General features: G+C 58.0%; 25 protein-coding genes and 1 tRNA gene. 18 read left to right on the forward strand and 8 right to left on the reverse strand.

Going from position 1 to position 24202, the window contains the following annotated elements:
- The gene (locus SYN9616_RS15200) at positions 1 to 354 is read right to left on the reverse strand and encodes a hypothetical protein (RefSeq protein ID WP_051410944.1); all 354 of its coding nucleotides are present in this window, start codon (positions 352 to 354) and stop codon (positions 1 to 3) included.
- A 7-nt stretch (positions 355 to 361) separates the two neighbouring features.
- Between SYN9616_RS15200 and purN the strand changes: the two genes are divergently transcribed.
- Entirely contained in the window at positions 362 to 1033 is a 672-nt protein-coding gene (purN, locus tag SYN9616_RS0104560) for a phosphoribosylglycinamide formyltransferase (protein WP_037991292.1), read from the forward strand.
- On the opposite strand, the gene argC is transcribed toward purN, so the two are convergent.
- Positions 1024 to 2130, reverse strand: a complete 1107-nt coding sequence (gene argC / locus SYN9616_RS0104565) for an N-acetyl-gamma-glutamyl-phosphate reductase (RefSeq protein WP_369791922.1) — start codon at positions 2128 to 2130, stop codon at positions 1024 to 1026. The genes purN and argC overlap by 10 nt on opposite strands.
- A 68-nt stretch (positions 2131 to 2198) precedes the next feature.
- Here argC and ribBA point away from each other — a divergent pair, with 68 nt between their 5' ends.
- Positions 2199 to 3797 (forward strand): bifunctional 3,4-dihydroxy-2-butanone-4-phosphate synthase/GTP cyclohydrolase II, encoded by a 1599-nt coding sequence (ribBA, locus tag SYN9616_RS0104570; RefSeq protein WP_084218302.1) that lies wholly within the window; start codon positions 2199 to 2201, stop codon positions 3795 to 3797.
- Position 3798: 1 nt separating this feature from the next.
- Here the strand turns inward: ribBA and SYN9616_RS0104575 are convergent, their stop codons facing one another.
- A complete protein-coding gene (locus SYN9616_RS0104575) occupies positions 3799 to 4239 on the reverse strand; it encodes a peptidylprolyl isomerase (protein WP_028952067.1) in 441 nt (146 codons plus the stop codon).
- A 41-nt stretch (positions 4240 to 4280) separates the two neighbouring features.
- On the opposite strand from SYN9616_RS0104575, the gene mtnP reads away from it, so the two are divergent.
- Entirely contained in the window at positions 4281 to 5189 is a 909-nt protein-coding gene (gene mtnP / locus SYN9616_RS0104580; RefSeq protein ID WP_028952068.1) for an S-methyl-5'-thioadenosine phosphorylase, read from the forward strand.
- On the opposite strand, the gene murQ is transcribed toward mtnP, so the two are convergent.
- From murQ to dnaK, 4 genes are all read right to left on the reverse strand, one after another.
- Positions 5180 to 6127, reverse strand: coding sequence for an N-acetylmuramic acid 6-phosphate etherase (gene murQ, locus SYN9616_RS0104585; RefSeq protein WP_028952069.1), 948 nt, complete (start codon positions 6125 to 6127; stop codon positions 5180 to 5182). The two genes, mtnP and murQ, sit on opposite strands and share 10 nt — an antisense overlap.
- Before the next feature lie 3 nt (positions 6128 to 6130).
- Positions 6131 to 6547, reverse strand: a complete 417-nt coding sequence (locus tag SYN9616_RS0104590) for a DUF3110 domain-containing protein (RefSeq protein WP_028952070.1) — start codon at positions 6545 to 6547, stop codon at positions 6131 to 6133.
- An 82-nt stretch (positions 6548 to 6629) separates the two neighbouring features.
- Positions 6630 to 7541 carry a DnaJ C-terminal domain-containing protein gene (locus SYN9616_RS0104595; protein WP_028952071.1) on the reverse strand — a complete coding sequence of 304 codons (912 nt, stop codon included), beginning with the start codon at positions 7539 to 7541 and terminating at the stop codon, positions 6630 to 6632.
- Positions 7525 to 9519: a molecular chaperone DnaK gene (gene dnaK, locus SYN9616_RS0104600; protein WP_028952072.1), complete on the reverse strand. Its 1995-nt coding sequence runs from the start codon at positions 9517 to 9519 to the stop codon at positions 7525 to 7527. Before dnaK ends, SYN9616_RS0104595 begins: the two co-directional genes overlap by 17 nt.
- Before the next feature lie 131 nt (positions 9520 to 9650).
- On the opposite strand from dnaK, the gene pstC reads away from it, so the two are divergent.
- From pstC to pstB, 3 genes are read left to right on the forward strand one after another with little or no spacing between them, the layout of a single operon-like run.
- Complete coding sequence (pstC, locus tag SYN9616_RS0104605; protein ID WP_028952073.1) at positions 9651 to 10601, forward strand: phosphate ABC transporter permease subunit PstC; 951 nt, start codon at positions 9651 to 9653, stop codon at positions 10599 to 10601.
- Positions 10602 to 10604: 3 nt separating this feature from the next.
- Positions 10605 to 11507: a phosphate ABC transporter permease PstA gene (gene pstA / locus SYN9616_RS0104610; RefSeq protein ID WP_028952074.1), complete on the forward strand. Its 903-nt coding sequence runs from the start codon at positions 10605 to 10607 to the stop codon at positions 11505 to 11507.
- A 56-nt stretch (positions 11508 to 11563) separates the two neighbouring features.
- On the forward strand, positions 11564 to 12385 hold the full coding sequence (pstB, locus tag SYN9616_RS0104615; RefSeq protein ID WP_028952075.1) for a phosphate ABC transporter ATP-binding protein PstB: 822 nt from the start codon (positions 11564 to 11566) through the stop codon (positions 12383 to 12385).
- 88 nt (positions 12386 to 12473) lie between these two features.
- On the opposite strand, the gene SYN9616_RS0104620 is transcribed toward pstB, so the two are convergent.
- Positions 12474 to 12560 (reverse strand) — tRNA-Ser (locus SYN9616_RS0104620).
- A gap of 54 nt (positions 12561 to 12614) precedes the next feature.
- Here SYN9616_RS0104620 and SYN9616_RS0104625 point away from each other — a divergent pair.
- From SYN9616_RS0104625 to SYN9616_RS0104680, 12 genes are all read left to right on the forward strand, one after another.
- On the forward strand, positions 12615 to 12998 hold the full coding sequence (locus SYN9616_RS0104625) for a 2Fe-2S iron-sulfur cluster-binding protein (protein WP_028952076.1): 384 nt from the start codon (positions 12615 to 12617) through the stop codon (positions 12996 to 12998).
- 4 nt (positions 12999 to 13002) lie between these two features.
- Positions 13003 to 13890, forward strand: a complete 888-nt coding sequence (locus SYN9616_RS0104630) for an inositol monophosphatase family protein (protein WP_028952077.1) — start codon at positions 13003 to 13005, stop codon at positions 13888 to 13890.
- A 486-nt stretch (positions 13891 to 14376) separates the two neighbouring features.
- Positions 14377 to 15555 carry an ATP phosphoribosyltransferase regulatory subunit gene (locus SYN9616_RS0104635; RefSeq protein WP_028952078.1) on the forward strand — a complete coding sequence of 393 codons (1179 nt, stop codon included), beginning with the start codon at positions 14377 to 14379 and terminating at the stop codon, positions 15553 to 15555.
- A gap of 26 nt (positions 15556 to 15581) precedes the next feature.
- Positions 15582 to 15806 (forward strand): ferredoxin family protein, encoded by a 225-nt coding sequence (locus tag SYN9616_RS0104640; RefSeq protein WP_028952079.1) that lies wholly within the window; start codon positions 15582 to 15584, stop codon positions 15804 to 15806.
- A gap of 84 nt (positions 15807 to 15890) precedes the next feature.
- A complete protein-coding gene (htpG, locus tag SYN9616_RS0104645; RefSeq protein ID WP_028952080.1) occupies positions 15891 to 17795 on the forward strand; it encodes a molecular chaperone HtpG in 1905 nt (634 codons plus the stop codon).
- Between the two features lie 73 nt (positions 17796 to 17868).
- Entirely contained in the window at positions 17869 to 18105 is a 237-nt protein-coding gene (rpmB, locus tag SYN9616_RS0104650; protein ID WP_028952081.1) for a 50S ribosomal protein L28, read from the forward strand.
- Between the two features lie 10 nt (positions 18106 to 18115).
- Entirely contained in the window at positions 18116 to 18676 is a 561-nt protein-coding gene (locus SYN9616_RS0104655; protein ID WP_028952082.1) for a peroxiredoxin, read from the forward strand.
- Positions 18677 to 18726: 50 nt separating this feature from the next.
- Positions 18727 to 20223, forward strand: a complete 1497-nt coding sequence (ggpS, locus tag SYN9616_RS0104660) for a glucosylglycerol-phosphate synthase (RefSeq protein ID WP_028952083.1) — start codon at positions 18727 to 18729, stop codon at positions 20221 to 20223.
- Positions 20220 to 21485 carry an ABC transporter substrate-binding protein gene (locus SYN9616_RS0104665; protein ID WP_028952084.1) on the forward strand — a complete coding sequence of 422 codons (1266 nt, stop codon included), beginning with the start codon at positions 20220 to 20222 and terminating at the stop codon, positions 21483 to 21485. Before ggpS ends, SYN9616_RS0104665 begins: the two co-directional genes overlap by 4 nt.
- Entirely contained in the window at positions 21482 to 22348 is an 867-nt protein-coding gene (locus tag SYN9616_RS0104670) for a carbohydrate ABC transporter permease (protein WP_028952085.1), read from the forward strand. Before SYN9616_RS0104665 ends, SYN9616_RS0104670 begins: the two co-directional genes overlap by 4 nt.
- Entirely contained in the window at positions 22345 to 23160 is an 816-nt protein-coding gene (locus SYN9616_RS0104675) for a carbohydrate ABC transporter permease (RefSeq protein ID WP_028952086.1), read from the forward strand. The genes SYN9616_RS0104670 and SYN9616_RS0104675 overlap by 4 nt, the downstream gene beginning before the upstream one ends.
- On the forward strand, positions 23157 to 24125 hold the full coding sequence (locus SYN9616_RS0104680) for an ABC transporter ATP-binding protein (RefSeq protein ID WP_028952087.1): 969 nt from the start codon (positions 23157 to 23159) through the stop codon (positions 24123 to 24125). Before SYN9616_RS0104675 ends, SYN9616_RS0104680 begins: the two co-directional genes overlap by 4 nt.
- Positions 24126 to 24202: the final 77 nt, after the last annotated feature.

A 24202-nucleotide genomic window follows, 5' to 3' on the forward strand; every position in this document is an offset into this window, starting at 1 on the left:
TCAGGCTGACGTCAGGCTGACCTGTGCGACCGCCGGATCGAGGCCTTGAATTTGATCCATCGCTTCAAGCAGGGCATAACGCCGGCTCACCCGCTGCAGTCGACCGCTCAAGCCGGTGTGGAGGCTGATTCGTTGCAGATCACCCAACATCTCAATGGCTCCGTCCTGCTCACGACGAACCCAGGCCAGTGGATGGGACTGATCAACCCTTGCCAACAGATCCACGGCCTGTGAATCTTTGCCGAAAACAGTTAGGGAAGCATCCCTTTTCACCGTGAAGCCTTCATCGAGAAGGGATTGCTCAAGCCAGTCCAACCGGGTGAAGACGGTCGGCAGGATGGAGAGATGGGACATGAGCCGAATGCCCGCTTTGACAGACACTAGCCATCGCGTCTCGAACGAACAGGCTCTGCTGAATCCTGAGCCAAGCCGAAACATTGAGGCACTCGCAGCACCACTCCAGCTCGGGGTGATGGCTTCCGGCAACGGGAGCAATTTCGAAGCTCTCGTGCAGGCCATCGATGATGGCGCTCTCTCGGCCAGGATTCACCTGCTGGTTGTTAACAATCCCGACTGCGGGGCCCGCGAACGGGCTGAACGACTGGGAATCCCCTGCGCCGTGGTGGATCACCGCGTGATTCGTGACCGCCAGGAACTCGATCGTGAGTTGATTCGACAGTTCCGGGCCGCCGCCGTTGAAGCGATCGTGATGGCCGGCTGGATGCGAATCGTGACCAGCGAGCTGATCGATGCCTTCCCCGACCGGCTCATCAATCTGCATCCCTCACTGCTGCCGAGCTTTCGCGGACTTGATGGCATCGGCCAGGCCCTGAACGCCGGCGTGCAGATCAGCGGTTGCACAGTCCATCTGGTGAGCAAGGACCTCGACGCCGGACCGATCGTTGCCCAGGCAGCCGTCCCTGTTTTTTCAACCGATGACCACGCATCGCTTGCTTCACGTATTCGGGAGCAGGAACATCGTCTGCTGCCGAGTGCACTGATGCAGCTTGGCCGGCGCTGGCGTCAGGGGTAAAAGGCCTGTAGCGGAAGGCCGGTCTCAGGGTCAAACCCCGCCATGAGGTTCAGACACTGCACCCCCTGTCCCGCCTGCCCTTTCACCAGATTGTCGATCGCGCTCATCAAAACCAGCTGGCCTGTGCGGGTGTCCACCTGAACAGAAAGCATGGCTTTGTTGGTGTGGCGCACCCATTTCGTTGCCGGATACGTGCCCACCGGGAGCACCTCAATGCAGGGGTGATGGCGATAAACGGCCTGCAGCACGGTGGTGCAATCCTCAGCGGTCAGTCCGGGATCACGGAGACGTGCATAGACGGTGGACAACAATCCACGCACCATCGGCACCAGATGCGGCGTGAACTGAAGCTGCACGGTGTGGCCGGCCACCTCCTCGGCCATCTGTTCGATTTCCGAAGTGTGGCGGTGCCCCACCACGCCGTAGGGAGCGATGGCTTCCGACGCTTCAGCCAGCAGCATCGACTGCTTGGGAACTCTGCCGCCGCCTGATGTTCCTGTCTTGGCATCCACAATGATGCCGTCAGTTTCAATCAATCCCTGCTTCAGAAATGGAAGCAAGGGCAGCAGGCTCGCGGTTGGGAAGCACCCCGGGGCCGCCACCAGAGCTGCCCCGGCGATGGCCGGACCATGCCACTCCGGCAGGCCGTAGACCGCGTCACGGCAGAGGTCGGCATCCTGCCGTTTCAGATTCTGTGCTTCCTGGACATAAACCTGGCTCCATCGATCCAGTGATCGGTAGCGAAAGTCGGCAGAAAGGTCGACAACACGCACACCACGCTGCAACAACTGAGGGGTCAGCTGACTCGACAGACCGTTAGGAAGGCTGAGAACTGCAAAGTCAGCGGCATCGGCGATCCGTTCCGGATCAACCGTCTGGACAAACGGATCATCCGGCAGAGGAAGGAAGGGGCAAATCGAACTCCAGCGTTGACCAGCACTGCGTTCTCCGCCGAGATATGTGACTGCCAGACCGTGATGGCCGTGCAGCAATCGCAGGGTTTGCAGTCCCCCATAACCGGACGCCCCGATGACAGCGACACGAGCCGTCCGAGACGACGCCATGCCAGTCAGCACAGATGGATTGCTGCTGTCCATGGGCGGCCATAACAGCGCCTGATCGTACAGGTATCGATAATGACAATTGACTCACCCACATCCAGACCCTGGCACTCGATTCCATTCCCGATGCCCTCGCCGCCATCCGCAACGGTGCCTGCGTGGTGGTCGTGGACGATGAACAACGGGAAAATGAAGGTGATCTCATCTGTGCGGCGCAGTTTGCGACTCCAGAGGCGATCAATTTCATGGCCACCGAGGCACGGGGCCTGATCTGTCTCGCCATGGAGGGAACCCGGCTCGATGAGCTGGACCTCCCGTTGATGGTGGACCGCAACACCGATGCCAATGAAACCGCTTTCACGGTGAGCATCGACGCCGGCCGGGAACATGGCGTCAGCACCGGTATTTCAGCTGAGGATCGAGCCCGGACGATTCAGGTCGCGCTGCAGCCGGACACCCGACCTCAGGACCTGCGGCGACCCGGTCACATTTTTCCTCTGAGAGCTCGCAAAGGAGGTGTTCTCAAGCGGGCTGGACACACTGAAGCCGCCGTTGATCTGGCACAGATGGCTGGTCTCACCGCAGCCGGCGTGATCTGTGAGATCCAGAACCCCGACGGTTCCATGGCACGGCTGACGGAGCTGCGGCAGTACGCGCGTCAATGGGATTTGAAGCTGATCAGCATCGCCGACCTGATCAGTTATCGGCTGGCCAACGAACGCTTCGTGCAACGACAGGCCCATGCGGTGTTACCAAGTCAGTTCGGAGCCTTTCAGGCCATCGGTTATCGCAACGAGCTCGACAACTCAGAGCATGTCGCCCTGGTGAAAGGGGATCCGGCATCGCTGCAGGAACCGGTCCTCGTGCGGATGCACTCCGAATGTCTCACCGGTGATGCCTTTGGATCACTGCGTTGCGACTGCCGTCCGCAGCTCGAAGCCGCTCTGCAACGCATTGAACAGGAAGGTGAGGGAGTGGTGGTGTATCTGCGCCAGGAGGGACGTGGAATCGGCCTGATCAACAAACTGAAGGCCTACAGCCTTCAGGACGGTGGTCTCGACACCGTGGAGGCGAATGAACGACTCGGTTTTCCGGCCGATCTCCGCAACTATGGGGTGGGAGCGCAGATTCTCTCGGATCTCGGGATCCACCGATTAAGGCTGCTCACGAACAACCCGCGCAAAATTGCCGGGCTCGGTGGCTACGGACTGCAGGTTGAGGAGCGTGTTCCTCTTGTGATGGATGCCGGGCGGCACAATGCCGAGTACCTGGCCACCAAGCGAGACAAGCTCGGCCATCTGTTCAGCGATGCCAGTCCCTGCACAGTGCTTGCTCTCGCCGTCAGCGGCGACAGCAGCCGTTGGCCCGATCTGCGCCAACGCGCTGAAACCCTGGCGGAAGAACAGGGTCTGTGTCTCGAACCCCTGCATGCGTCCAGGCTCCTGGCACTCTGGGAGCGCCCCCAGTTCGTCTGGAAACTGGTGCCAGCAACGGATGATCCAGCGCCGTTGCTGAAGGCGATGGCCCGCTGGTCTGAAACCAGGCGGCTTGGACTGATGCGCGTCTCCAGTGAAAAGACAGCCCTGCATCCTCCGCAGACCCTCGAACGGGTGGATTGTCCGCTCAGTGATCTCAAGGATGAAAACGCTCTCACCGGAGCGTTCAATGAACCTTGTCTGATCCACTGGCGGACAAGCCAGTGATTCAATTCTGAATGGTCACCTTGTTGATCCGGGAACCATTGTTCAGTTTCATCACCACATCCATGGATCCGGTCAATCCGAACACGGTGTGGACTCCATCCAGATGGGGTTGCGCTTCAAAGCAGATATAAAACTGTGATCCACCGGTGTTCTTGCCGGCGTGAGCCATGGCCAGCGTGCCGGCCTGATGTTTCTGGGGGTTGATCTCACAATTGATCTGATAACCAGGGCCACCGGTTCCGGGCATCCCTTTGGCACCAGCGCGGGTGTTGGGACAACCTCCCTGAGCCATGAAGCCTGGGATGACACGGTGAAAAGCCAGACCGTCGTAGAAACCTTCGTTCACCAGTTTCACGAAGTTGGCAACTGTGTTTGGTGCGTCGGTATCGAACAGCTCGAGCTCGATCAGGCCTGCGTCGGTGTCCATCAGGGCCTTGGTCATGGTGGCGCGAGCAAAATTGGAGTGTAGGGATGAAACCCCCGATGACCGTATCTCCCGATCTCAGCCAAGCCCGCGTTGGGGTGATCGGCGGCAGTGGCCTCTATGCCATGCCAGGCCTTGAAGACGTCAGCGAGCTAGCGGTCGAGACCCCGTTCGGCGACCCCTCGGATACTTTCCGGCTTGGTCGTTTGCAGGGAATAGATGTCGTCTTCCTGGCACGACACGGCCGAGATCATCACCTGTTGCCCCGGGAGGTCCCCTATCCCGCCAATCTTTGGGCCATGCGCAAGCTTGGGGTCCGCTGGCTGATCTCGGTGTCCGCCGTGGGCTCCCTACAGGAGCATTTCCGACCTCGCGACATGGTGGTGCCTGACCAGTTCATTGATCGCAGCCATCAGCGGCCGCAATCTTTTTTCGGTGATGGTTGTGTCGCCCATGTGAGCATCGCCGACCCGACCTGCCCGATCCTGAGCGACCTGTTAGCGGACGCGGCGGAAGCAGAGATTCCTCAGGGCCATCAGCTGCACCGTGGAGGAACCTATCTGTGCATGGAAGGTCCGGCCTTTTCCACCCGCGCAGAAAGCAAGCTTTATCGCAGCTGGGGATGTTCAGTGATCGGCATGACCAATCACACCGAAGCTCGCCTCGCCAGAGAGGCGGAGATCGCCTATGCCTCCCTCAGCATGGTGACCGACTTTGATTGCTGGCATCACGAGCACGACGATGTGAGCGTTGAACTGGTGATCGGCAACCTGCAGGCCAATGCTGCAGCTACCCCTCCAATCCTGGCTCGCTTGATGCAGCAACTGGTCGACAAGCGCCCGCCATCAAAGGCCCATACGGCTCTTGCCAGTGCGCTGGTGACGTCCAGGGATGTCGTTCCAATCAAGACACGACGCCGACTCGACCTGCTGACATCTCCCTACTGGGGGAGTTGCGATCAGATCTGAAGCGACTTGCCGACGGCGGCCAGAGCTGTACGCAGCTGTTTGTTGTGATCAACCAGCAACTGTTCAGCCTCATGGCGATCGAGTTCGCCGGCTGCCATCAACAGGGCGAGTTTGACGGAACCATCGGTTCGATCAAGCAATCGCAATCCCTGCTCGCGGTCCACACCCGCAAGATCTCGAAGAATCCGCAGCGAACGATCCACAAGCTTGCTGTTACTGGCAGCAACGTCAACCATACGGTTGCCATACACCTTGCCAAGGCGAACCATCACAGCGGTGGAGAGGATGTTCAGTGCCATCTTCGTTGCCGTGCCGGCTTTGAGACGGGTGGATCCAGTCAGCAATTCCGGGCCTGTGAGAAGACGGATGTCGATGTCGCAAGGGAGCGGTGCCTGGTCGGTGGGGACGCAGGCCATGGCGATCGCCAGAGCTCCAATCGCTTTGGCATAGGCCAACCCTCCTCTCACGTAAGGGGTCGTGCCGCCTGCTGCAATGCCCACCAGGCAGTCCTTTGCACAGAACGAGCGCTCATCGAGATCTGATCGTCCGGCAGTCTCCAGGTCTTCGAGGCCTTCGGAACTGCGCAGCAACGCCGCAGATCCACCCGCCAGAACCCCCTGCACCATTTCAGGATCACTGCAGAAGGTGGGCGGACACTCGGCAGCATCCAGTACACCAAGACGCCCTGAAGTCCCCGCACCTAGGTAATAGAGGCGACCGCCGCTGCGCAACCTCTCAGCAATGGCATCCACAGCCGCAGCCAGGGCTGGCGCCGCCCCTGCGACGGCCTGTTGTGGTCGCTGATCCTCCTCGATGAAAAGTCCCACCAGAGCATCTGTCTCCAGCTGATCGAGGGTCTTGCTGAGGGGATTGGCCTGCTCCGTCAGAAGGTAACCACGGTCCTCGGAAGGCTTCAGATCCTTTTGAAAATTGGCCATGGCTTAGAGCAACCCCTCCAAGCGCTGACGCAAGGCATCAAGCTCAGGACTTGAATCAACCTGGGAATCGTCTGCTTGGACCGGCTCGGGGGATGTTTCGTCCTCCTCCTGCCAGTTGCTGACATCCTTGTTGGCTTCAGGAGGAGCCATAAACAGACGCTCCTCGTCGGTTTTGGGAACGAAACCGGATTCGATGAAGCGTGCCTCGTAACCGGCATCGCGACAGAACAACTCGACTTCCTCACGATCCAGAGCTTCGACGGTCGGGACAGGGAAGTCCTGGGCTTCAAGGAGTCCGGCGTAACGCTCGGCATCATCGAGGTTCTCAAACAGAAGCACCACGGTCCGTCCGCCGACCTCGAGGGAATGGATGCCTTCGCTGTCGCTGCCGGCGTCGAAGAGGAGAACGTGAACTCTCATGGCAACGCGAAGCAGACCGGGAGTCTGTCACCGATTATTTGACGTTGGCTCATTGGTTGCTGATCATTTGTCGCGGCACGTCTCAAAGGGCATCAGCCTCGAGGGCAAGCTCCTGCAAACGACGGTAAAGAGCACGTTCAGCATCGCCAAGATCGGCTGGGATCACGATCACAATTTCAACGAGCTGATCACCGCGTCGATCGTCCATTTCCAGACCGCGATCCCGCAGACGCAACATGCGGCCGCTGGATGATCCAGGCGGAACCTGGAGGGTGACAGGCCCATCAAGAGTGGGCACATCCACAGCGCAGCCGAGGGCAGCATCCGGAGGAAACAGCTCGAGCCGATAGTGGACTCTCAAACCATCAATCCTTAGACCGTCTGCTGTGACCACCCTCAACTGGAGAAAGTGGTCACGCCCACCGGCCGCCACGCCCTCAAGCCGCAATCGCCAACCATCGCCAGCCAACGGGGGGGTCTCAAGCTCCACAACCATGCCGCCGTCCAAGGTGAGTTCGACGGTGGTGCCGTACAAGGCCTGCTCGGGCGTGAGCTCCACAAGGGATTCCAGATCTTCACTCGCCCTGATGGGTGGTGGACTGGGAGGACTCGTGACCGGGCGTTCAGCTCGGGGTGATGGCGGTGGCTCGGGGTTGGGCTCTGCGACCGGTTCCCTTTCCACCGTGCTGACGGATCGACCCAAAACCACATCGAGATAATCCTCGAAATCCGGAAATCCACTTGCAAATGGATCGTTGTTAACGGCACCGGGCCCGGGTCCCGTCTCCCAGGCATGACGACGGCGCGGGTCACTGAGCACCGCATAGGCCTCGTTGACCAGCTTGAAGCGCTCTTCAGCAACGGGATCGTTGCCGTTGAGATCGGGATGCCAACGCCTGGCCTCACGGCGGAACGCCCGCTTCAGCTGCTTGGCATCACTGTCTGGAGGCAGTCCCAGTAGAGACCAGTAATCCGGTTCAGCGACGGAAGTCATCGTCCCAGGGATCAAGATCTCGGCGGCTCATGCCGCGACTGCGTGCCGGAGGGCGGCCGGGGTTCGCCCAGGGGTCATCCTCCCAGTCTTCGTCAGAAAACAACTCGTCTTTGAGTGATCCGAGGGTGTTGCGAATCCCTTGCAGTGGATTGCTGTCGACCTGTCGTTCCGCTGACAACCGTCGGTTGAGACCGAAGAGAGCCTCTTCTAGGCCACTGGTGGCGAGATCGAGATCCTGCAGGTTCTCCTGGTCCAGACAGTCCTGAACGTCGCGCATCGCCATCTCCACAGCACGCTGTTGACGCTCAGCTCCGTAAGGCCCGAATTCCAGTGCTGCATCTCGCAATCGACGCTCTGCCTGAGCAACCAGGGTCTGTGATCGGTTGCGCCGCTCGATCTGCTTGCGAACACGGCGATCCTCATCGGCCCGGGCTTCAGCCTCCGCCAGCAGGGCCTGAACCTCATCTTCATTCAGGTTCGAGCCACCTTGAATCGAAACGGACTGCTTACGGCCCGTTGTTCGGTCAGTGGCACTCACCTGCAGCAGGCCGTTGGCATCGATATCAAAGGCAACCTGCACCTGCGGAACCCCCCGCGGAGCTGGAGGGATCCCTGACAGCCGAAATCGGCCAAGGGATTTGTTGTCTGATGCCATCTGGCGTTCCCCCTGCCAGACATGAATTTCAACGGAGGATTGATTCGCCTCCGATGTGCTGAACACATCGGACTGACGGACGGGGATGGGCGTATTCCGTGGAATCAGCACCTTCATCAATCCGCCAACGGTCTCCAACCCAAGCGACAGCGGCGTCACATCATTGAGCAGAAGATCTCTCAGTTCGCCTGTGAGGATGCCGGCCTGAACCGCTGCACCAATGGCCACCACCTCATCAGGATTGACGGATTGACAGGGATCAAGTGGCACCAGGGTTCTGACCAACTGCTGAACCATCGGCATCCGGGTCGCACCACCGACCAGAACCACGTCGTCGACGTCATCCGCAGCCCAGCCGGAATCACGCAAGGCCGCCTGAACCGGACTGAGAAGACGATCCAGCAGGTCTGGACAGAGGGATTCAAAGGTCGAGCGATCAAGGCTGGTTTCAATGTGCAGCGGTCCCTCCGGGCCGGTGGCGATAAACGGCAGAGAAATGGGGGTGCTGAGCACACCGGAGAGCTCCTGCTTCGCCTTTTCAGCCGCTTCTGTGAGCCGTTGAAGAGCCTGGCGATCGCGACGCAGATCGATCTCATGCTCTTTCAGGAAGGCATCCGCCATCCAGTTCACGATGCGCTGATCGAAATCGTTGCCTCCCAGCTGAGTGTCTCCATTGGTCGATTTGACATCGAAAACCCCATTTGCAATGCGCAGCAGGGAAACATCGAACGTGCCACCGCCAAGGTCAAAGACAAGCACCCGACGCACAGCACTGCGGTCGAAGCCGTAGGCCAAAGCCGCCGCCGTGGGCTCATTCAGGATTCTCTCAACGGAAATCCCAGCCAGTCGACCGGCATCGCGGGTCGCCTGGCGTTGAGCATCATTGAAATAGGCCGGGACCGTGATCACGGCGGCTTCAACCGTTTCGCCCAGATAGGTGGAAGCATCGTCCACAAGTTTTCGAATGATGCTTGCAACGAGTTCCTCTGGTGCGTACTCCCGCTCCGTTAATGGGCATGGAATGCGGACCTGACCCCGGTCGTTGGCTCGAACCGTGTATGGAACGGTAAGGCTGCTGTCTTCCAGCTCATCCCACTCACGGCCGACAAAGCGCTTGAGATTCGAAAACGTGTTTCGGGGACTTAACACCAGCTGGCGGCGGGCCAGTTGACCGACCAGCAGCTCCTGATCCTTGCTGTACCCAACGACAGACGGAGTGGTACGACCGCCCTCGGCATTGGCGATCACCTGGGGACGGCCAGCTTCCAGCACAGCGACGACAGAGTTTGTCGTCCCCAGGTCAATCCCGACGATCCGCCCCATGACTGCGCGCTTTGAACCCCCACGCTACCGACAGCATCCAGCCCACAACTCTGAGATACCGCTCCGTTAAAGCGTTCTTAGTGACCAAAACAGAAGTCACCGATACTTTGGCGGAGTGCGTTTTCCAAGGAATGTCCACCGATACGGGCAAGCTTTATCTCCTTCGACATCGTCCACCATCCGAAAAATTGGTGGATGTTGCATTCAAGAATCTTGCTGTGATTCTGGCCTCGATGGTGGCATTTATTTTACTCGCCATTTTTGTGGTCGTCTTCTTTGGAGGCCTGGAGTCCATGGGCCGCTATGGATGGAAATTTTTAGTGACATCGGACTGGAATCCAGTTGATGATGAATATGGAGCCGGGGCCGCCATCTACGGAACTCTGGTGACGTCCCTCCTGTCCTTAATCATTGCTGTTCCTCTTGGTGTCGGAACAGCGATCTTCATCACAGAGAACATCATTCCTCGAAAGATCAGAAATGTGATCGGTTTGATGGTGGAACTTCTCGCTGCAATTCCTTCCGTCGTTCTTGGTCTCTGGGCCATCTTCGTGATGGAACCATTCATTCGGCCAGCCCTCGAATTGCTGCATACCTTGCTGGGTTGGCTGCCGTTTTTCAGTACCCCACCGCTGGGTCCAGGCACATTACCTGCTGTCTTAATTCTCGTTGTGATGATCTTGCCAATCATCACAGCAATCTCACGCGATTCTCTCAATCAAGTTCCACCAAGTCTTCGTCAAGCGGCGTACGGCGTCGGAACCACGCGCTGGGGGGCGATCATGAATGTGCTTCTGCCAGCTGCCATTTCAGGCGTTGTTGGTGGTGTGATGCTGGCCCTCGGTCGCGCGATGGGTGAAACCATGGCAGTCACCATGATCATCGGTAACTCCAACAACTTCAGCTTGTCATTGTTGGCACCAGGCAACACAATTGCATCGATGCTTGCCAACCAATTTGGTGAAGCCGATGGTTCTCAGGTGTCTTCCCTGATGTATGCCGCCTTCGTGCTGATCATCATGACGTTGGCTGTGAATATCTTCGCCCAGTGGATGGTGAAGCGTTTGAGCCTCAAGTACTGACCCATGACTTTTACCTCCTCCGCAAGAACCGCAGACGGCCGTCCCGATCTGGCCTACAAGCCCAACCTCAGCCGCAACATTGGCAGCAGAATTCTCACGATCATCGCGGGTCTCTTCTCTGGCATTGCCGTCTTGCCCCTGTTGTTGGTGCTTGGTTATGTGCTGCTGAAGGGTGCCTCCAAGATCAGCTACACCCTGTTCACTGAACTTCCACCTCCCCCAGGCCTGGAAGGTGGAGGCATCGGCAACGCCGTCATCGGCACCATTGTTGTCACGATCATCGCTGGCTTGGTCGCCATCCCCGTCGGTGTCGGCGGGGGGATTTTCTTGGCTGAATATTCCAGCGGAGGCTCCTTTGCTCAGTTCATCCGTTTCGGAACGAATGTTCTTTCCGGCGTTCCCTCAATCATCGCCGGCGTATTCATTTATGGAACAATCGTGACCAGTCGAATCGTTTTCGGTAATGCCTACAGCGCCCTCGCTGGAGGTGTTGCCCTCTCGATTCTGATGTTGCCCACGGTGATCAAAACAACGGATGAAGGCCTGAAGCTTGTTCCTGATGATCTGCGGCGAGCGTCTCTCGGTGTCGGCGCGTCGCGCTTCGTAACCATCACTCGCATCACCCTGCCAACGGCCTTCACCCCGATCGCTACGGGAGTGGTTCTGGCCATCGCCCGAGCCGCTGGAGAAACCGCACCGCTGATTTTTACAGCACTGTTTTCTCCCTTCTGGGCCGATGGGGTGTTCAACCCGATCGCCACCCTCTCGGTGCTGATCTACAACTTCGCGATCATGCCCTACGAAACCCAAAACGAACTGGCCTCGGCCGCTTCCTTTGTGCTTGTGGCCATGATCCTGATCCTCAATCTGTTCTCCCGCTGGCTTGCCCAATTCGCGTCCAAGTGATCGACGAGTAAGTCCTGTCCTTCTTTTCTCCTGACCACCCGCTCCCTCTCTGAGCCATGTCCGTCACGCCTCTCCAGACCGAGCAGCAACAGGTGTCTGAAGACACTGCGATTTCCATTCAGAACGTCACGATCAGCTACGGCAATTACGAGGCTGTGAAGAACGTTTTTTGCGACGTTCCCCGCGGCAAGGTCACGGCCTTCATTGGTCCTTCCGGTTGCGGCAAGTCCACCGTTCTGCGCTCGTTAAATCGCATGAACGATCTGATCGAAAGTTGTTCCCTGAGGGGCCGTGTTCTGTTCGATGGAGTCGATCTGTACGGCAGCACCGTCGATCCCGTGGAAGTCAGACGTCGCATCGGCATGGTCTTCCAGCAGCCCAATCCCTTCCCCAAGAGCATCTACGAAAACATCGCCTTTGGTGCTCGCATCAACGGCTTCTCAGGCGATATGGATGAGCTCGTGGAGCGCTCGTTACGCCAGGCAGCTGTCTGGGATGAATGCAAGGACAAACTCAACGAAAGCGGCTATTCGCTCTCGGGCGGCCAGCAGCAAAGGCTGTGCATTGCACGCACGATCGCCATCCAACCCGAAGTCATCTTGATGGATGAACCCTGTTCAGCACTGGATCCGATCTCCACGCTGAAAATTGAGGAAACGATGCACGAACTCAAAAAGAGTTTCACCATCGTGATCGTGACGCACAACATGCAGCAAGCCGTGCGTGTGAGCGATATGACCGCGTTCTACAACGCCGAGGCCGTTGAGGGCGGCAGCGGCAAAGTGGGCTATTTGGTGGAATTCAACGACACCGAAAAAATCTTCAATTCGCCCCAGCAGCAAGCAACCCAAGACTATGTATCTGGTCGATTCGGTTAATCCTTTCAGCCATCACTCCTGATTCTCACGTTGATCAAGTGCACCTTGATCAAGCCAATAAAAAACCGGTCCCTTGGGACCGGTGAAGCGGAGAGCGAGGGATTCGAACCCTCGATAGAGTTGCCCCTATACAGCATTTCCAGTGCTGCGCCTTCGACCACTCGGCCAGCTCTCCACCGGCTTATGTGGGGCAGATGCGAATGTAGCAGGACACTCCCAGCGGAACGGCATGCGACCCAGGCACAGGATCACTGTTCACTGGCGCCAGGAAAATCGCTCGATCACCCATGAGGTTCCTGAGGGTGATTACATCCTGCGCAGCTTTGAACTGCAAGGCGATCCCCTGCCGTTCTCCTGTCGCAACGGATGCTGCACCAGTTGTGCCGTCCGGGTCCTCTCTGGCTCCCTCGACCAGCGCGAAGCGATGGGCCTATCAAGGGAATTACGCAGCCAGGGATATGGCTTGCTCTGTGTTGCCAGGGCAACCGGCCCACTTGAGGCAGAAACTCAGGACGAAGACGAGGTCTACGAGCTGCAGTTCGGCCGTCACTTCGGCAGGGGGACTGTTCAACGGGAGATCCCCTTGGAGGAACTGGAAACCTGGAAGGATTGAGTCGATGTCCAGTTCAATCTGCAGGGATTCAGCTGTTGCTGCCGGGCTTGATCAAAGCCAACTGAAACGACTGGCGGAGGTGGCCCGCAGCACGGCCAAACAAGGCGGCCAGGAATTAATGCGCCATTACGGGAAGCTCTCCAGCGTTGAAAACAAGGGACGTCTGGGAGACCTGGTGACCAACGCGGATCTTGCTGCTGAACGCATTGTTCTTGAGACACTCGCAGCCAGAACTCCTGAGATCGCTGTTCTGGCGGAAGAAAGTGGGGCTCAGGGCGAACAGGATGGACTTCGCTGGTGCGTGGATCCTCTCGATGGCACCACCAACTTCGCCCACGGTTATCCCTTCTTTGCAACATCCATCGGCCTTACCTGGAAACAACAACCGATCCTTGGCGCCATTGCCATTCCCTTTCTGAACGAGACCTATTGGGCGGCACCAGGGCTTGGGGCGTTTTGCAATGAGCAGAGCATCCATGTCAGTCCCTGCAGGCAACTCGAGGATTCCTTGCTCGTGACCGGTTTCGCCTACGACCGACACACCCGACTGGACAACAACTACGCCGAGTTCTGCTGGTTCACCCATCGCACCCACGGAGTCCGACGAGGAGGAGCGGCAGCGGTGGATCTCGCCTTTGTGGCCTGCGGTCGCCAGGACGGTTACTGGGAGCGGGGCCTGGCCCCATGGGATCTGGCAGCTGGCGTTGCCTTGGTGGAGATGGCTGGCGGCATCGTGAGCGGATATCAAGGTCAAACCTTTGACATCAGTACCGGCCGGGTTCTTGCCTCTGGTCCTGATCTTCATCAACAGATGGTGGAGGGACTTGCCCAGGTCAATCCATTGAGCGGAGCCAGTTACGGAGCCCCGGAGATCCAGGCGATGGGATCCTGAGTACCTCATCAATACTCTAAACCTGGCAATGGCTGATCAGCAATAAAAAAGATCGCGGTATGTTTGGCTGTCTGATTGAATGAGAACTCTTACTTTCAACTCAAAATATTGCAACCCTGATCAGCTGATTTTCTTGTATTTCAGTGCACTGGAGATCACAACAGTAACGAACGACAGGAATATCGGACAAGGGCCTGAATACAATCAAGAATAAGCATTACTTCATCCCATTTTCAAAAGCATGATTGATCAAAATTTTCCTCTAACAGGCATGAGATAGGCAATCACAATGCTATCCAATTATCCCGATCAAACGTCAAAAGTTGAAGCACGGCACTAGCAACAAAGGCAGGAGCTTATGACACATCCTCTGAAGCCATCACCTTGGCCTTATTCCTAATGGCTTTGTTTGGACAGACAGGTTGAGAACCCTTGTCACAACTGGAGTGTTACTGTCTGCCGAAGTTCAGACTGAACAGCTGACCCATGGCGCTGCAACCCGCCGCCGGCGCACGGGATCTCAACCCTCTTCAGGTGGAAAGCAACCGCGTGCTCAGCGAGCGGCTTGCTGCGGTGTATCGCCTTTGGGGATACGACGAAGTGTCGCCCCCGAGGGTTGAACGTCTCGACACCTTGATGGCAGGTGGTGCAATCGCCATCCAGGACGTCGTCCGACTGGTGGCCGATGATCCGCTTGGGCTGCGACCGGAAATGACTGCGTCCATTGCCCGGGCAGCATGCACGCGCCTGGCGGCACGGTCGCGACCACTGCGCCTTTGGGCCTCAGGAACTGTGTTCCAGAGCCGCTCCGCCGACGAAGGAGGCCAGTTCATTGAAGAGAACCTCCACAGCGGAGTGGAGTTGTTCGGGGTCAAGAGCATCGAAGCCGAGATGGAGTTGCTCTCGCTTCTCATCGCTGCGGTGAAAACCCTGGATCTGACGGATGCTCAACGTCCGCAACTGCTCTTTGGCCACACCGCGCTGATGGATCTGGTCCTGAAGCCCTACGTCGGTGACCTTCGGGAAGCCATCCGCTCCGCATTGGTTCGCTACGACCGTCTCGCGATTGAGGCGATGGACCTAACTGCGGAGCAACGCAAGTTGCTGTTGCTCCTGCTTGACAGCCGTGGTGAGCCACAACAGCAGCTGAGCCAACTGGACACTCTGTTCGGAAATCAACCGGTGTTTCGCGATCTGATGCGTCTCAGCCAACTGTTGGAACCAGCGGCGCAAGCCCTGGGATTACGACTGCAGCTGGACACCACCTTTCAGCCGGAATTCAAGCTTTACAACGGATTGGTGTTTCAGCTGGTCTGTCAGGGCAAAGCAGCACCTGTTGTGATCGCCCGTGGAGGGCGTTACGACGATCTGGTTTATCGCTGCGGAGCCAGAGGCGATCAAGCGGCTGGGGTCGGCTTCAGCTTCGCCATCGACCCGATCCGGGAACTTCTCAGCGAGACCCCCAGACATCCGCAGCATGAAGCCATTGTGCTGGTGGCTTTTTCAGCCGAGAGCTCTCTGGAATCCGCTCTCCAGCATCAAAGCCAATGGCACCAAAAGGGTTGTCGCGCCTACGTTGAGCTCACCCCTGTCGCCAATCGCCTAGCCGCGGAAGAGATGGCCAGGGTGCGTCGAGCCGATCAGCTGGATTGGATCGATTCTTAGAGTCGGTTGTCTTCCGCAAATCAGAGATGCCCCACACCATTGTCACGGATGTGTGCGAGGGAGTGGCTGATTGTGTCGATGCCTGCCCGGTGGCCTGCATCGATCAGGGCAACGGCAAGAACAGCAAGGGAACGGATTTTTACTGGATCAACTTCGAAACCTGCATCGACTGCGGGATCTGCCAGCAGGTCTGCCCCGTTGAAGGGGCGATCCTGGCGGAGGAACGTCCCGATCTTCAGAAGGCTGGCTGAACGGAAGGTACGGAGACCTCACCCCCTGAAACGCTTGAGGGGCTGCAGCACCGATTCCTAAGGTCGGATTTTCGCGCTGTAACCATGCCGGTGATGGACGAGCAGGGTCAGATTCAGATCCACACCGAGAACATCTTCCCGATCATCAAGAAGGCCGTCTATTCCGGCCATGAAGTGTTCCTGAGGGAACTCGTCAGTAACGGTGTCGATGCCATCAACAAACGCCGGATGGCTGCCATGGGAGGCGACTGCAGCGAAGGCGATGAGGGAGTGATCCAGATCCGCATCGACCGGGAAGCCAAGACGGTCACAATTTCTGACAACGGCATCGGCATGACCGCCGATGAAGTGAAGCGCTACATCAATCAAGTGGCCTTCTCAAGTGCCGAAGATTTTCTTGAAAAATACAAACAGGAGAGCGACGCAATCATTGGTCACTTCGGCCTTGGCTTTTATTCAAGCTTCATGGTGGCTGAACGCGTAGAGCTGTTGACGCAATCGGCTCGGCCAGACAGTGAAGCCGTGCGATGGAGCTGCGACGGATCACCCAATTTCAGTCTCACCGCATCTGAACGGGATGCCGCTGGGACAGACATCATCTTGCATTTGATGGAGGATGAACTCGAATATCTCGAGCCAAGTCGCTTGCGAACGCTGATCAATACCTACTGCGATTTCATGGCAGTTCCGGTTCAGCTGGAAGGGGAAACAGTTAACAAACGCGATGCTCCCTGGAGAAAGAGCGCACGTGATCTGAAAGATCAGGATTATATCGATCTTTACCGCTATCTCTATCCATTTCAGGGAGATCCTCTTCTCTGGGTCCACCTGAATACCGATTATCCCTACAACCTCCAGGGCATTCTCTTCTTCCCCAGACAAAGCGGTCGTGCTGATTGGGAAAAAGGTGAAATCAAGTTGTATTGCAATCAGGTCTTCGTCAGTGACTCAATCAAGGAGGTCGTCCCCCGTTATCTGCTGCCGCTCCGTGGCGTCATCGACTCCCCGGATATTCCTTTGAATGTCAGTCGAAGTGCCCTGCAGACCGATCGACGCGTGCGCTCAATCGGCAACTTCGTCGCCAAAAAAGTGGCCGATCGCCTGCGCAACCTCAAACAGGACGACCCAACGGCCTATGCAGATGCCTGGGAAGCACTGGCGCCGTTCGTGAAAATCGGAGCGATGGAGGACGACAAGTTCGCCGACCAGATCGCCGAGTTGATTTTGTTCGGAACCACCGCTTCTGCCGGAGAGGGCGAGGATCCCGATCCAATCGGTTCCGGCGACAAATCCTTCACAACCCTGGCTGGCTACCGGGCAAGGCTCTCGGCCGACCACAGCAATCGAATTTTGTACAGCACGGATGATCTGGCGCAGGCCAGCGCGCTGAACCTTTGGACATCGCAGGGAGCTGAGGTGTTGAAGCTCGAAACGGTGATCGACACACAGTTCATCCCGTGGCTTGAGAGTCGGCACGACGATCTCAAGTTCCAGCGGGTTGATGCCGAGCTGGACGACAGCTTCCAGGACGATCAAACCGAGTTGTCCGATCACGACGGAACCACCCAGTCGGAAACCCTGCGGACGTTGCTGAAGGATGCTCTCGAGAACGACAAGGTGACGATCCAGGTTCAGTCCCTCAAAGCCGACAACGCTCCGCCCACAATGATTCTGCTGCCTGAGCAGATGCGACGGCTCAACGACATGGGGGCGCTGATAGAGCAGCGTTTACCTGGCCTGCCGGACCATCACGTTCTGTTGGTGAATCGCCGCCATCCACTTGTTGAGGGGCTGCTGAAGCTGAAGTCCGGCTCGGTGTTGGTTGGTAGCGGCGAGACGTCGCCCAGCGAACAGCTCGCCAAGGATCTTGGGCGTCATTTGTACGACATGGCACGACTGGGTGTTGGCGGACTTGAACCCAACGAGCTGGCTGGATTCCAGACGCGGAGTGCCGAATTGATGGGAGCTTTGATGCAACGCTCCGTCTGACGAATTCACTTTGATAAACTGGTTGATCGGGGCTTCTGTGAAGCCTGGTCAACCACTGTTCAAGGTCAGCGTCATGTCCCGGGTGTGTCAGCTCACAGGTACTCGAGCCAACAACGGCATGGCCGTGAGCCATTCCCACATACGCACCAAAAAGCTGCAGCAAGCCAATCTCCAACAGAGAAGGCTCTGGTGGGCGGAAGGCAAGCGCTGGGTGAACCTACGGGTCACTACCCGAGCTCTGAAAACCATTCAAAAGAAGGGACTCGGCCCCTACGCCAAATCCCTCGGAATCAATCTGGCCAAACTCTGATTCCGGCACCATGCGCAGACGCGAACTGTTCAGCCGCGCTGCACTGCTGCTCGCCGCGCTCAGCATTCGGCCCGGCGAATCCCTGGCTCTTGGCGGCATTGTCCTGAACAACGGCGAAACTGTTCCGGATTTTGTCCTCCCGGGTTCGAGTCAGTCTGAGCCGGACCGCGACAAATGGTCCCTTACTGGATTCAAGGGACGTTGGCTAGCTCTGTATTTCTATCCAAGGGATTTCACCGGAGGTTGCACCCTCGAGGCTCGTGGCTTCGAGGCCTTGCACGGTGAGTACCAAGCTGCCAACGCTGAGATCGTCGGGATCAGCGCAGACAGCGTCGATGATCATGAATCCTTCTGCGCCAGCGAAAACCTGAGCTTCCCTCTGCTCTCCGACCCGGACGGAACTGTCAGCAAAGCCTATGGATCTTGGATGGCTCCTTATTCGCTACGCCACACCTTTTTGATCGACCCTGATGGTGTGTTGCGACAGCGCTGGGTAGCGGTTCGCCCCAGCGGCCATGCAAGGGAGGTGCTTGATTCGCTGATGAATCTCCAGAACAACACGGCTGTTTGACAAATGCGCCCCATTCAAGAAGGGTGGTGCCACGAAAAGGATTGGTAGAGATGGACGAAAACGAAGGTGGCAGCTCATTCATCATTCTTTATCACCGAACCCCGTTTGACGAAGGTAAAGACGAATCAGGCAACCGTATTTGGATCGATCAAAAGAGCCCAAACGGCATTATTCCTACGCTCAGGAATTTATTTCGGGGCAGCACTGATGGAACTTGGATTGCTTGGCGTCGTGTTGACAACCCGGAGCAAGTTGAAGATGAACGCATCAAAATGGAGAATCCGTCTCATTTCACACTGAGGCGAATACCCCTGCACGATAAACAGATATCAAGCTTTTATCACGTCACGTCAAAGGAATCTTTCTGGCCAATCCTTCATACGTTCCCTACACATTTCAACGTCAATAACTCTGATTGGAGCATTTTCGAAGAGGTCAATCAACGCTTCGCTGATGCTGCCTGCCGTGAAGCATCACACGGAGCCATTGTTTGGGTGCATGACTACAACCTCTGGCTGGCCCCAGGGTTCATTCGTGCCCAACGGCCCGACCTCAAGATCGCTTTCTTCCATCACACGCCGTTTCCTAGCAACGACGTCTTCGCCATCCTTCCCTGGCGCGAACAGATTCTTGAAAGCCTTCTGTGCTGCGACGTCGTTGGTTTTCACATTCCGCGCTACACCGAGAATTTCGCCCGTGCGGCCAGCACACTGATCGGATGTGAGCGGGGACCAAAACGCCCTGTAGACAGCAAATTCATCACCGTTGGTACGGCGCTTTCGGAAGCCACGGTGACGGACTGGCTGCAGCACAACGGTCGTCGAATCCAGTTGCTCAGCTCGCCTGTGGGAACGTCCCCTGATGTGATCCAGCAACTCAGTTGGAGCGCTCCAGTTGAAAATTACGGTGAGCTGATTATTCAGGACACCAAAAAGGGTCGAAAACTGATCTTGTCCGCCAGCCGGGTGGATTACACCAAAGGCAACGAAGAGCTGTTGTTGGCTTTCGAACGGTTGCTGGAGCGGCGCAGCGACCTGCATGGAGAAGTGGTGCTGATGCTGGCCTGTGTCGCTGCAACAAGCGGCATGAAAATCTATGAGGACACCCAGAGATCGATCGAAGAAATCGCCGGCCGTATCAATGGTCGTTTCAGTCAGATCGACTGGGTGCCGATCCGTTTCTCAACCCGACGCATTCCGTATGAGGAGATGATCGCCTGGTTCGGTCACGCCGATGTGTGCTGGATCACCCCCCTGCGCGATGGCCTCAATCTCGTAGCCAAGGAATACGCTGCAGCGCGCAAGCATCGAGGCGGTGTTCTGGTGCTTTCCGAATTCACCGGTGCCTCCGTTGTCCTCGAAGGTGCCGTGCTGACCAATCCCTATTCCAATCGGCGAATGGATGATGCCATCGAATCAGCTCTGGCCATGTCCGAGGAAGAGCAGAGGGAACGCATGGGACGGATGACCGATGCGGTTGAGCGCTACACCGTGAAGGACTGGGCGGACGAGCAGCTCGCTGGCTTTCCGTTACCAGTGGCTCCATGAGCTTGGGCCGACGCCTGCTCGGCGGCCTTTTGGCACTGATCCTGATTTCAGCAGGTCTTGCCTGGTCCCAGTTACGGGCCCCTGAAGTGGTCTCGATCCTGATGGCTGCCCCATTCGCCGATGCCACTGCACCGTTAGTTGAACGATTCAACCAAGAGCATCGCGGGCGGATCCGCCTCTCCATCACGCGGGGCCCCAGGGACACCGAATCCATCTCCGATCTGGCGATCAGCAGCCTGCTGCTGGGCCAGCCGCCCTACGACGCCCTGCTGATGGATGTCACCTGGCTGCCGAAATATGCCGAAGCGGGCTGGCTGGAACCCCTTGATCCCTGGTTCGACGACAGCGATCTAGCCACCCTTCAGGACGGCGCCAATCTGGGCAACAGCTACGAGGGCAAGCTGTATCGATGGCCCCTGGTTGCCGATGTGGGGATGCTCTACTGGCGTACCGATCTGATGGCGTCACCCCCCGAAACCCCGGAGGAGCTGGTGAGCATCAGTCGTGAACTCCAAACGACCGATCAGGCCAAGTACGGCTTCGTCTGGCAGGGCCGTCAATACGAAGGCCTCAGCTGCGATTTCGTTGAGGTGCTGGAGGGTTTCGGCGGACAGTGGCTGGATCCATCAACGGGGGAACCAAGGCTCGACAGCAACGCGGCGATCGCTTCTGCAACCTGGCTGTATGAGCTGATCAACAGCGGGATCAGCCCGAAGGCGGTGACCAATTTCGCTGAGCCGGAAAGCCTCCAGGCCTTCAAAGCTGGTGATGCCGCCTTCATGCGCAACTGGCCCTATGCCTACGCAGAACTTCAGAAGCCCGACAGTGCGGTTCGTGGACGCGTTGCTGTGACAACGATGGTGTCCCAGAGCGGCGAACAACCAACCGCCACGCTTGGCAGCTGGGGGCTGTCGCTTCTCAATGACTCCCCCCACAAGTCGTCCGCCGTTGAAGCGATCCGCTACCTCACCTCCGAAGCGGCCCAGCGTGAGCGCTTCCTCAACCAGGGCTATACGCCGACGTCGGCCGCGCTGTTCGCCGATCCTGAACTTGTGGCTGTCTCCCCCGTGCTGCCGGACATTGGCCGCGCCCTTTCGGTGGCTGTCCCCCGACCACCCTCTCCGCTCTATGCCCAGCTCAGCGATGTGGTGCAGAGATCCCTCAGTGCCGTGCTGACGGGGGAACAGTCCGCTGAGCAGGGCATGAAAGCGGCCCAGAGCAACAGTGAGGTGATCCTGCAATCCGCTGGAGGGCAGGCATGAATGCACTGCTGATCCTTCCGGCTCTGCTGCTCATCGCCATCGTGTTCGGCTATCCAATGATTCGCTATGGATGGCTGAGCTTCCACGCCGATTCCGTCCTCACCGGGTTGATCCCCGTGCCGAACGGAGGAGCCAACTGGCAGCGATTACTCGGGGATGCACGGTTCTGGCAGGACACGCTGCAGACGGGGCGTTTTGCGCTGATCTCCGTTGGTCTCGAACTGCTTCTGGCCCTGGCAATTGCCCTGCTTCTCGATCAGCGCTGGCGAGGGCGAGGTGCGGTACGCGCCCTCACCCTTCTGCCCTGGGCTCTTCCCACAACGATGATGGCCCTCGGCTGGCGCTGGATTTTCAATACCCCCTACGGACCGCTGGAACAGCTGGCCAAGGCGCTCGGGATGCCGGCTCTGAATCTGCTCGCTGATCCCAGCTGGGCATGGATTGCCACCGTCACGGCCGACGTTTGGAAAACAACCCCCTTCATCACACTCATCCTCCTGGCCGGATTGCAGACAATCCCCGCTGATCTGTTCGAGGCCTTTCGCCTGGAGGGAGGCCGACCCATGCAGGCTCTTCGGGACATCACCCTGCCATTACTGGTGCCCTACATCCTGCTCAGCCTTCTTTTTCGGCTGGCCCAGGCCTTCGGTGTCTTCGATCTGATCCAAGTGCTCACCGGAGGCGGACCGGCGGGCAGCACGGAAAGCCTGGCCCTCTATGCCTATCTGAATGCCATGCGTTTCCTCGATTTCGGATACAGCGCCACCGTGATGCTTGGTGGCTTCCTGCTGCTCACGATCTTCATCGTGCTGGCCGGTCTCATCCTCAGGGCAACACGGGTGATCAACCCGGTTGAACCATGACGCAACGTCGAATCTGGATCCTGCTCCTGCTGGCGTGGTCCCTCTCCCCCATGCTCTGGCAGCTGATCAGCTCCTTCAGCAGTGATGAAGCCCTCATCTCAGCCGGGATCTCGGTTGAACAGCGCTGGACCCTGCAGCACTACAGAGACTTGTTTATGAGCGACCCTCCGTTCTGGAGGTATCTGATCAACAGCACGGTCGTGGCCACGGAGACCACGCTGCTCACCCTGCTGCTGGCCTTACCGGCCGCTTACACCCTTGCCCGTCTGCCTGCTGGATGGCGGCGCGGCAGCCGATTGCTGATCACGGCCGCTGCTCTATTTCCCTACGTCTTGCTCTTCCTGGCTCTGCTTGAAATCGCCAGGGCTTTTCAGCTCGGGAACAATCTTCTGGCCCTCGCTCTTCCCTACGCAGCCCTGTCGATGCCTCTGGCTCTGCTGTTGCTGAGTGCCGCGTTTGAGGGCTTGCCAAATGACCTTGAAGATGCGGCGCAACTGGAAGGCCTGACACTGATCCAGCGCTTGCGCTGGGTCTTGATTCCCTTGATCGCCCCAGCCTCGGCCAGCACCGCGATTCTGGTGTTTCTGTTCGCCTGGAATGAATACCCAATCGCGCTCACCTGGATCAGCGAGGCGAACCTGCTCACACTGCCGGTTGCAGTGGCGAGGATTGCCGGTTCGTCGATCTACTCCATCCCTTACGGGGCCTACGCCGCTGCCACAGTGCTGGGGTCCATTCCGCTGCTGATGCTTGTTCTGATCTTCCAGAAGCAGATCGTCTCCGGCCTGACCAATGGAGCGATCAAGGGATGACCGTTGAACTGCAGGGCATTGGACGACGTTTTGGCGAACGCTGGATCCTTCAACAACTCGATCTGAAAGTGGGACAAGGGGAGTGCGTCGCTCTCCTTGGTGCAAGCGGCTGCGGCAAAAGCACAGCACTGCGCCTGATCGCTGGACTGGATCAACCTGATCGCGGGCATCTGCTGATCGAAGGGGAACCCATGGATCGTGTTCCGGCACGACAGAGACGCATCGGCATGGTGTTTCAGAGCTATGCCCTGTTCCCCCATCTCACGGTTCGGGGCAACCTCGATCTCGGCCTAAGGCTGCGCGGCGGTCCGGTTCAGGACAGGCAGCAGCGGATCGAGGCCATGCTGGATGTGGTGCAGCTGCGTGAGCTGGCGGAACAACGACCGGCCCAGCTGTCCGGTGGCCAAAGACAGCGGGTGGCCTTGGCGAGGGCTCTGCTCAGGGACCCACGGGTGTTTCTGCTGGATGAACCGATGAGCAACCTCGATGCTCAGCTGCGCGACGAACTCAGGCCTGAACTGAAGCGATTGATCCTGGACGGACCTCAACCGGTCATCTACGTCACCCATGACCAGGTGGAAGCCATGGCGCTGGCCGATCGAATCGCTGTGATGCGACACGGCCGCATCGAGCAGATCGGAACACCACAGGAGCTCTACGACACGCCCTCCACGACCTACGTCGCTCAGTTCATTGGACGACCGCCCATGAACCTGATCAACATGGATGACAACAGCGTCATCGGCGTCCGACCGGAACACCTGAACCTTGATGACGCTGGCATGGACTGCCGCGTGCTCAACCGTGAATGGCATGGAGCCAGCCAGCAACTGTTACTGGACAGTCAGCACGGCAACCTGCGCATGATCTGCGATGGAGGAGTGAGCCTTGGGGACTCGATTCGTGTGAGCTGGCCGTCACAGCGTGAGCACCGATTCAACGCATCCAACGGTCGTCGACAGTGACGCGAGCTGCCACACCCTCAAGCCAGACCAGCAAGTCAGACCAGTGCTTTATCAAGCTGTTGAAGGGAGCTGGTGTA

The sequence above is a fragment of the Synechococcus sp. CC9616 genome (assembly GCF_000515235.1).
GTDB lineage: Bacteria > Cyanobacteriota > Cyanobacteriia > PCC-6307 > Cyanobiaceae > Parasynechococcus.

Coding starts and splice junctions, on each gene's coding strand:
- SYN9616_RS15200 (WP_051410944.1), bottom strand. CDS start 354: ATGTCCCATCTCTCCATCCTGCCGACCGTCTTCACCCGGTTGGACTGG.
- purN (WP_037991292.1), top strand. CDS start 362: ATGCCCGCTTTGACAGACACTAGCCATCGCGTCTCGAACGAACAGGCT.
- argC (WP_369791922.1), bottom strand. CDS start 2,130: ATGGACAGCAGCAATCCATCTGTGCTGACTGGCATGGCGTCGTCTCGG.
- SYN9616_RS0104575 (WP_028952067.1), bottom strand. CDS start 4,239: ATGACCAAGGCCCTGATGGACACCGACGCAGGCCTGATCGAGCTCGAG.
- mtnP (WP_028952068.1), top strand. CDS start 4,281: ATGACCGTATCTCCCGATCTCAGCCAAGCCCGCGTTGGGGTGATCGGC.
- murQ (WP_028952069.1), bottom strand. CDS start 6,127: ATGGCCAATTTTCAAAAGGATCTGAAGCCTTCCGAGGACCGTGGTTAC.
- SYN9616_RS0104590 (WP_028952070.1), bottom strand. CDS start 6,547: ATGAGAGTTCACGTTCTCCTCTTCGACGCCGGCAGCGACAGCGAAGGC.
- SYN9616_RS0104595 (WP_028952071.1), bottom strand. CDS start 7,541: ATGACTTCCGTCGCTGAACCGGATTACTGGTCTCTACTGGGACTGCCT.
- dnaK (WP_028952072.1), bottom strand. CDS start 9,519: ATGGGGCGGATCGTCGGGATTGACCTGGGGACGACAAACTCTGTCGTC.
- pstC (WP_028952073.1), top strand. CDS start 9,651: ATGTCCACCGATACGGGCAAGCTTTATCTCCTTCGACATCGTCCACCA.
- pstA (WP_028952074.1), top strand. CDS start 10,605: ATGACTTTTACCTCCTCCGCAAGAACCGCAGACGGCCGTCCCGATCTG.
- pstB (WP_028952075.1), top strand. CDS start 11,564: ATGTCCGTCACGCCTCTCCAGACCGAGCAGCAACAGGTGTCTGAAGAC.
- SYN9616_RS0104625 (WP_028952076.1), top strand. CDS start 12,615: ATGCGACCCAGGCACAGGATCACTGTTCACTGGCGCCAGGAAAATCGC.
- SYN9616_RS0104630 (WP_028952077.1), top strand. CDS start 13,003: ATGTCCAGTTCAATCTGCAGGGATTCAGCTGTTGCTGCCGGGCTTGAT.
- SYN9616_RS0104635 (WP_028952078.1), top strand. CDS start 14,377: ATGGCGCTGCAACCCGCCGCCGGCGCACGGGATCTCAACCCTCTTCAG.
- SYN9616_RS0104640 (WP_028952079.1), top strand. CDS start 15,582: ATGCCCCACACCATTGTCACGGATGTGTGCGAGGGAGTGGCTGATTGT.
- htpG (WP_028952080.1), top strand. CDS start 15,891: ATGCCGGTGATGGACGAGCAGGGTCAGATTCAGATCCACACCGAGAAC.
- rpmB (WP_028952081.1), top strand. CDS start 17,869: ATGTCCCGGGTGTGTCAGCTCACAGGTACTCGAGCCAACAACGGCATG.
- SYN9616_RS0104655 (WP_028952082.1), top strand. CDS start 18,116: ATGCGCAGACGCGAACTGTTCAGCCGCGCTGCACTGCTGCTCGCCGCG.
- ggpS (WP_028952083.1), top strand. CDS start 18,727: ATGGACGAAAACGAAGGTGGCAGCTCATTCATCATTCTTTATCACCGA.
- SYN9616_RS0104665 (WP_028952084.1), top strand. CDS start 20,220: ATGAGCTTGGGCCGACGCCTGCTCGGCGGCCTTTTGGCACTGATCCTG.
- SYN9616_RS0104670 (WP_028952085.1), top strand. CDS start 21,482: ATGAATGCACTGCTGATCCTTCCGGCTCTGCTGCTCATCGCCATCGTG.
- SYN9616_RS0104675 (WP_028952086.1), top strand. CDS start 22,345: ATGACGCAACGTCGAATCTGGATCCTGCTCCTGCTGGCGTGGTCCCTC.
- SYN9616_RS0104680 (WP_028952087.1), top strand. CDS start 23,157: ATGACCGTTGAACTGCAGGGCATTGGACGACGTTTTGGCGAACGCTGG.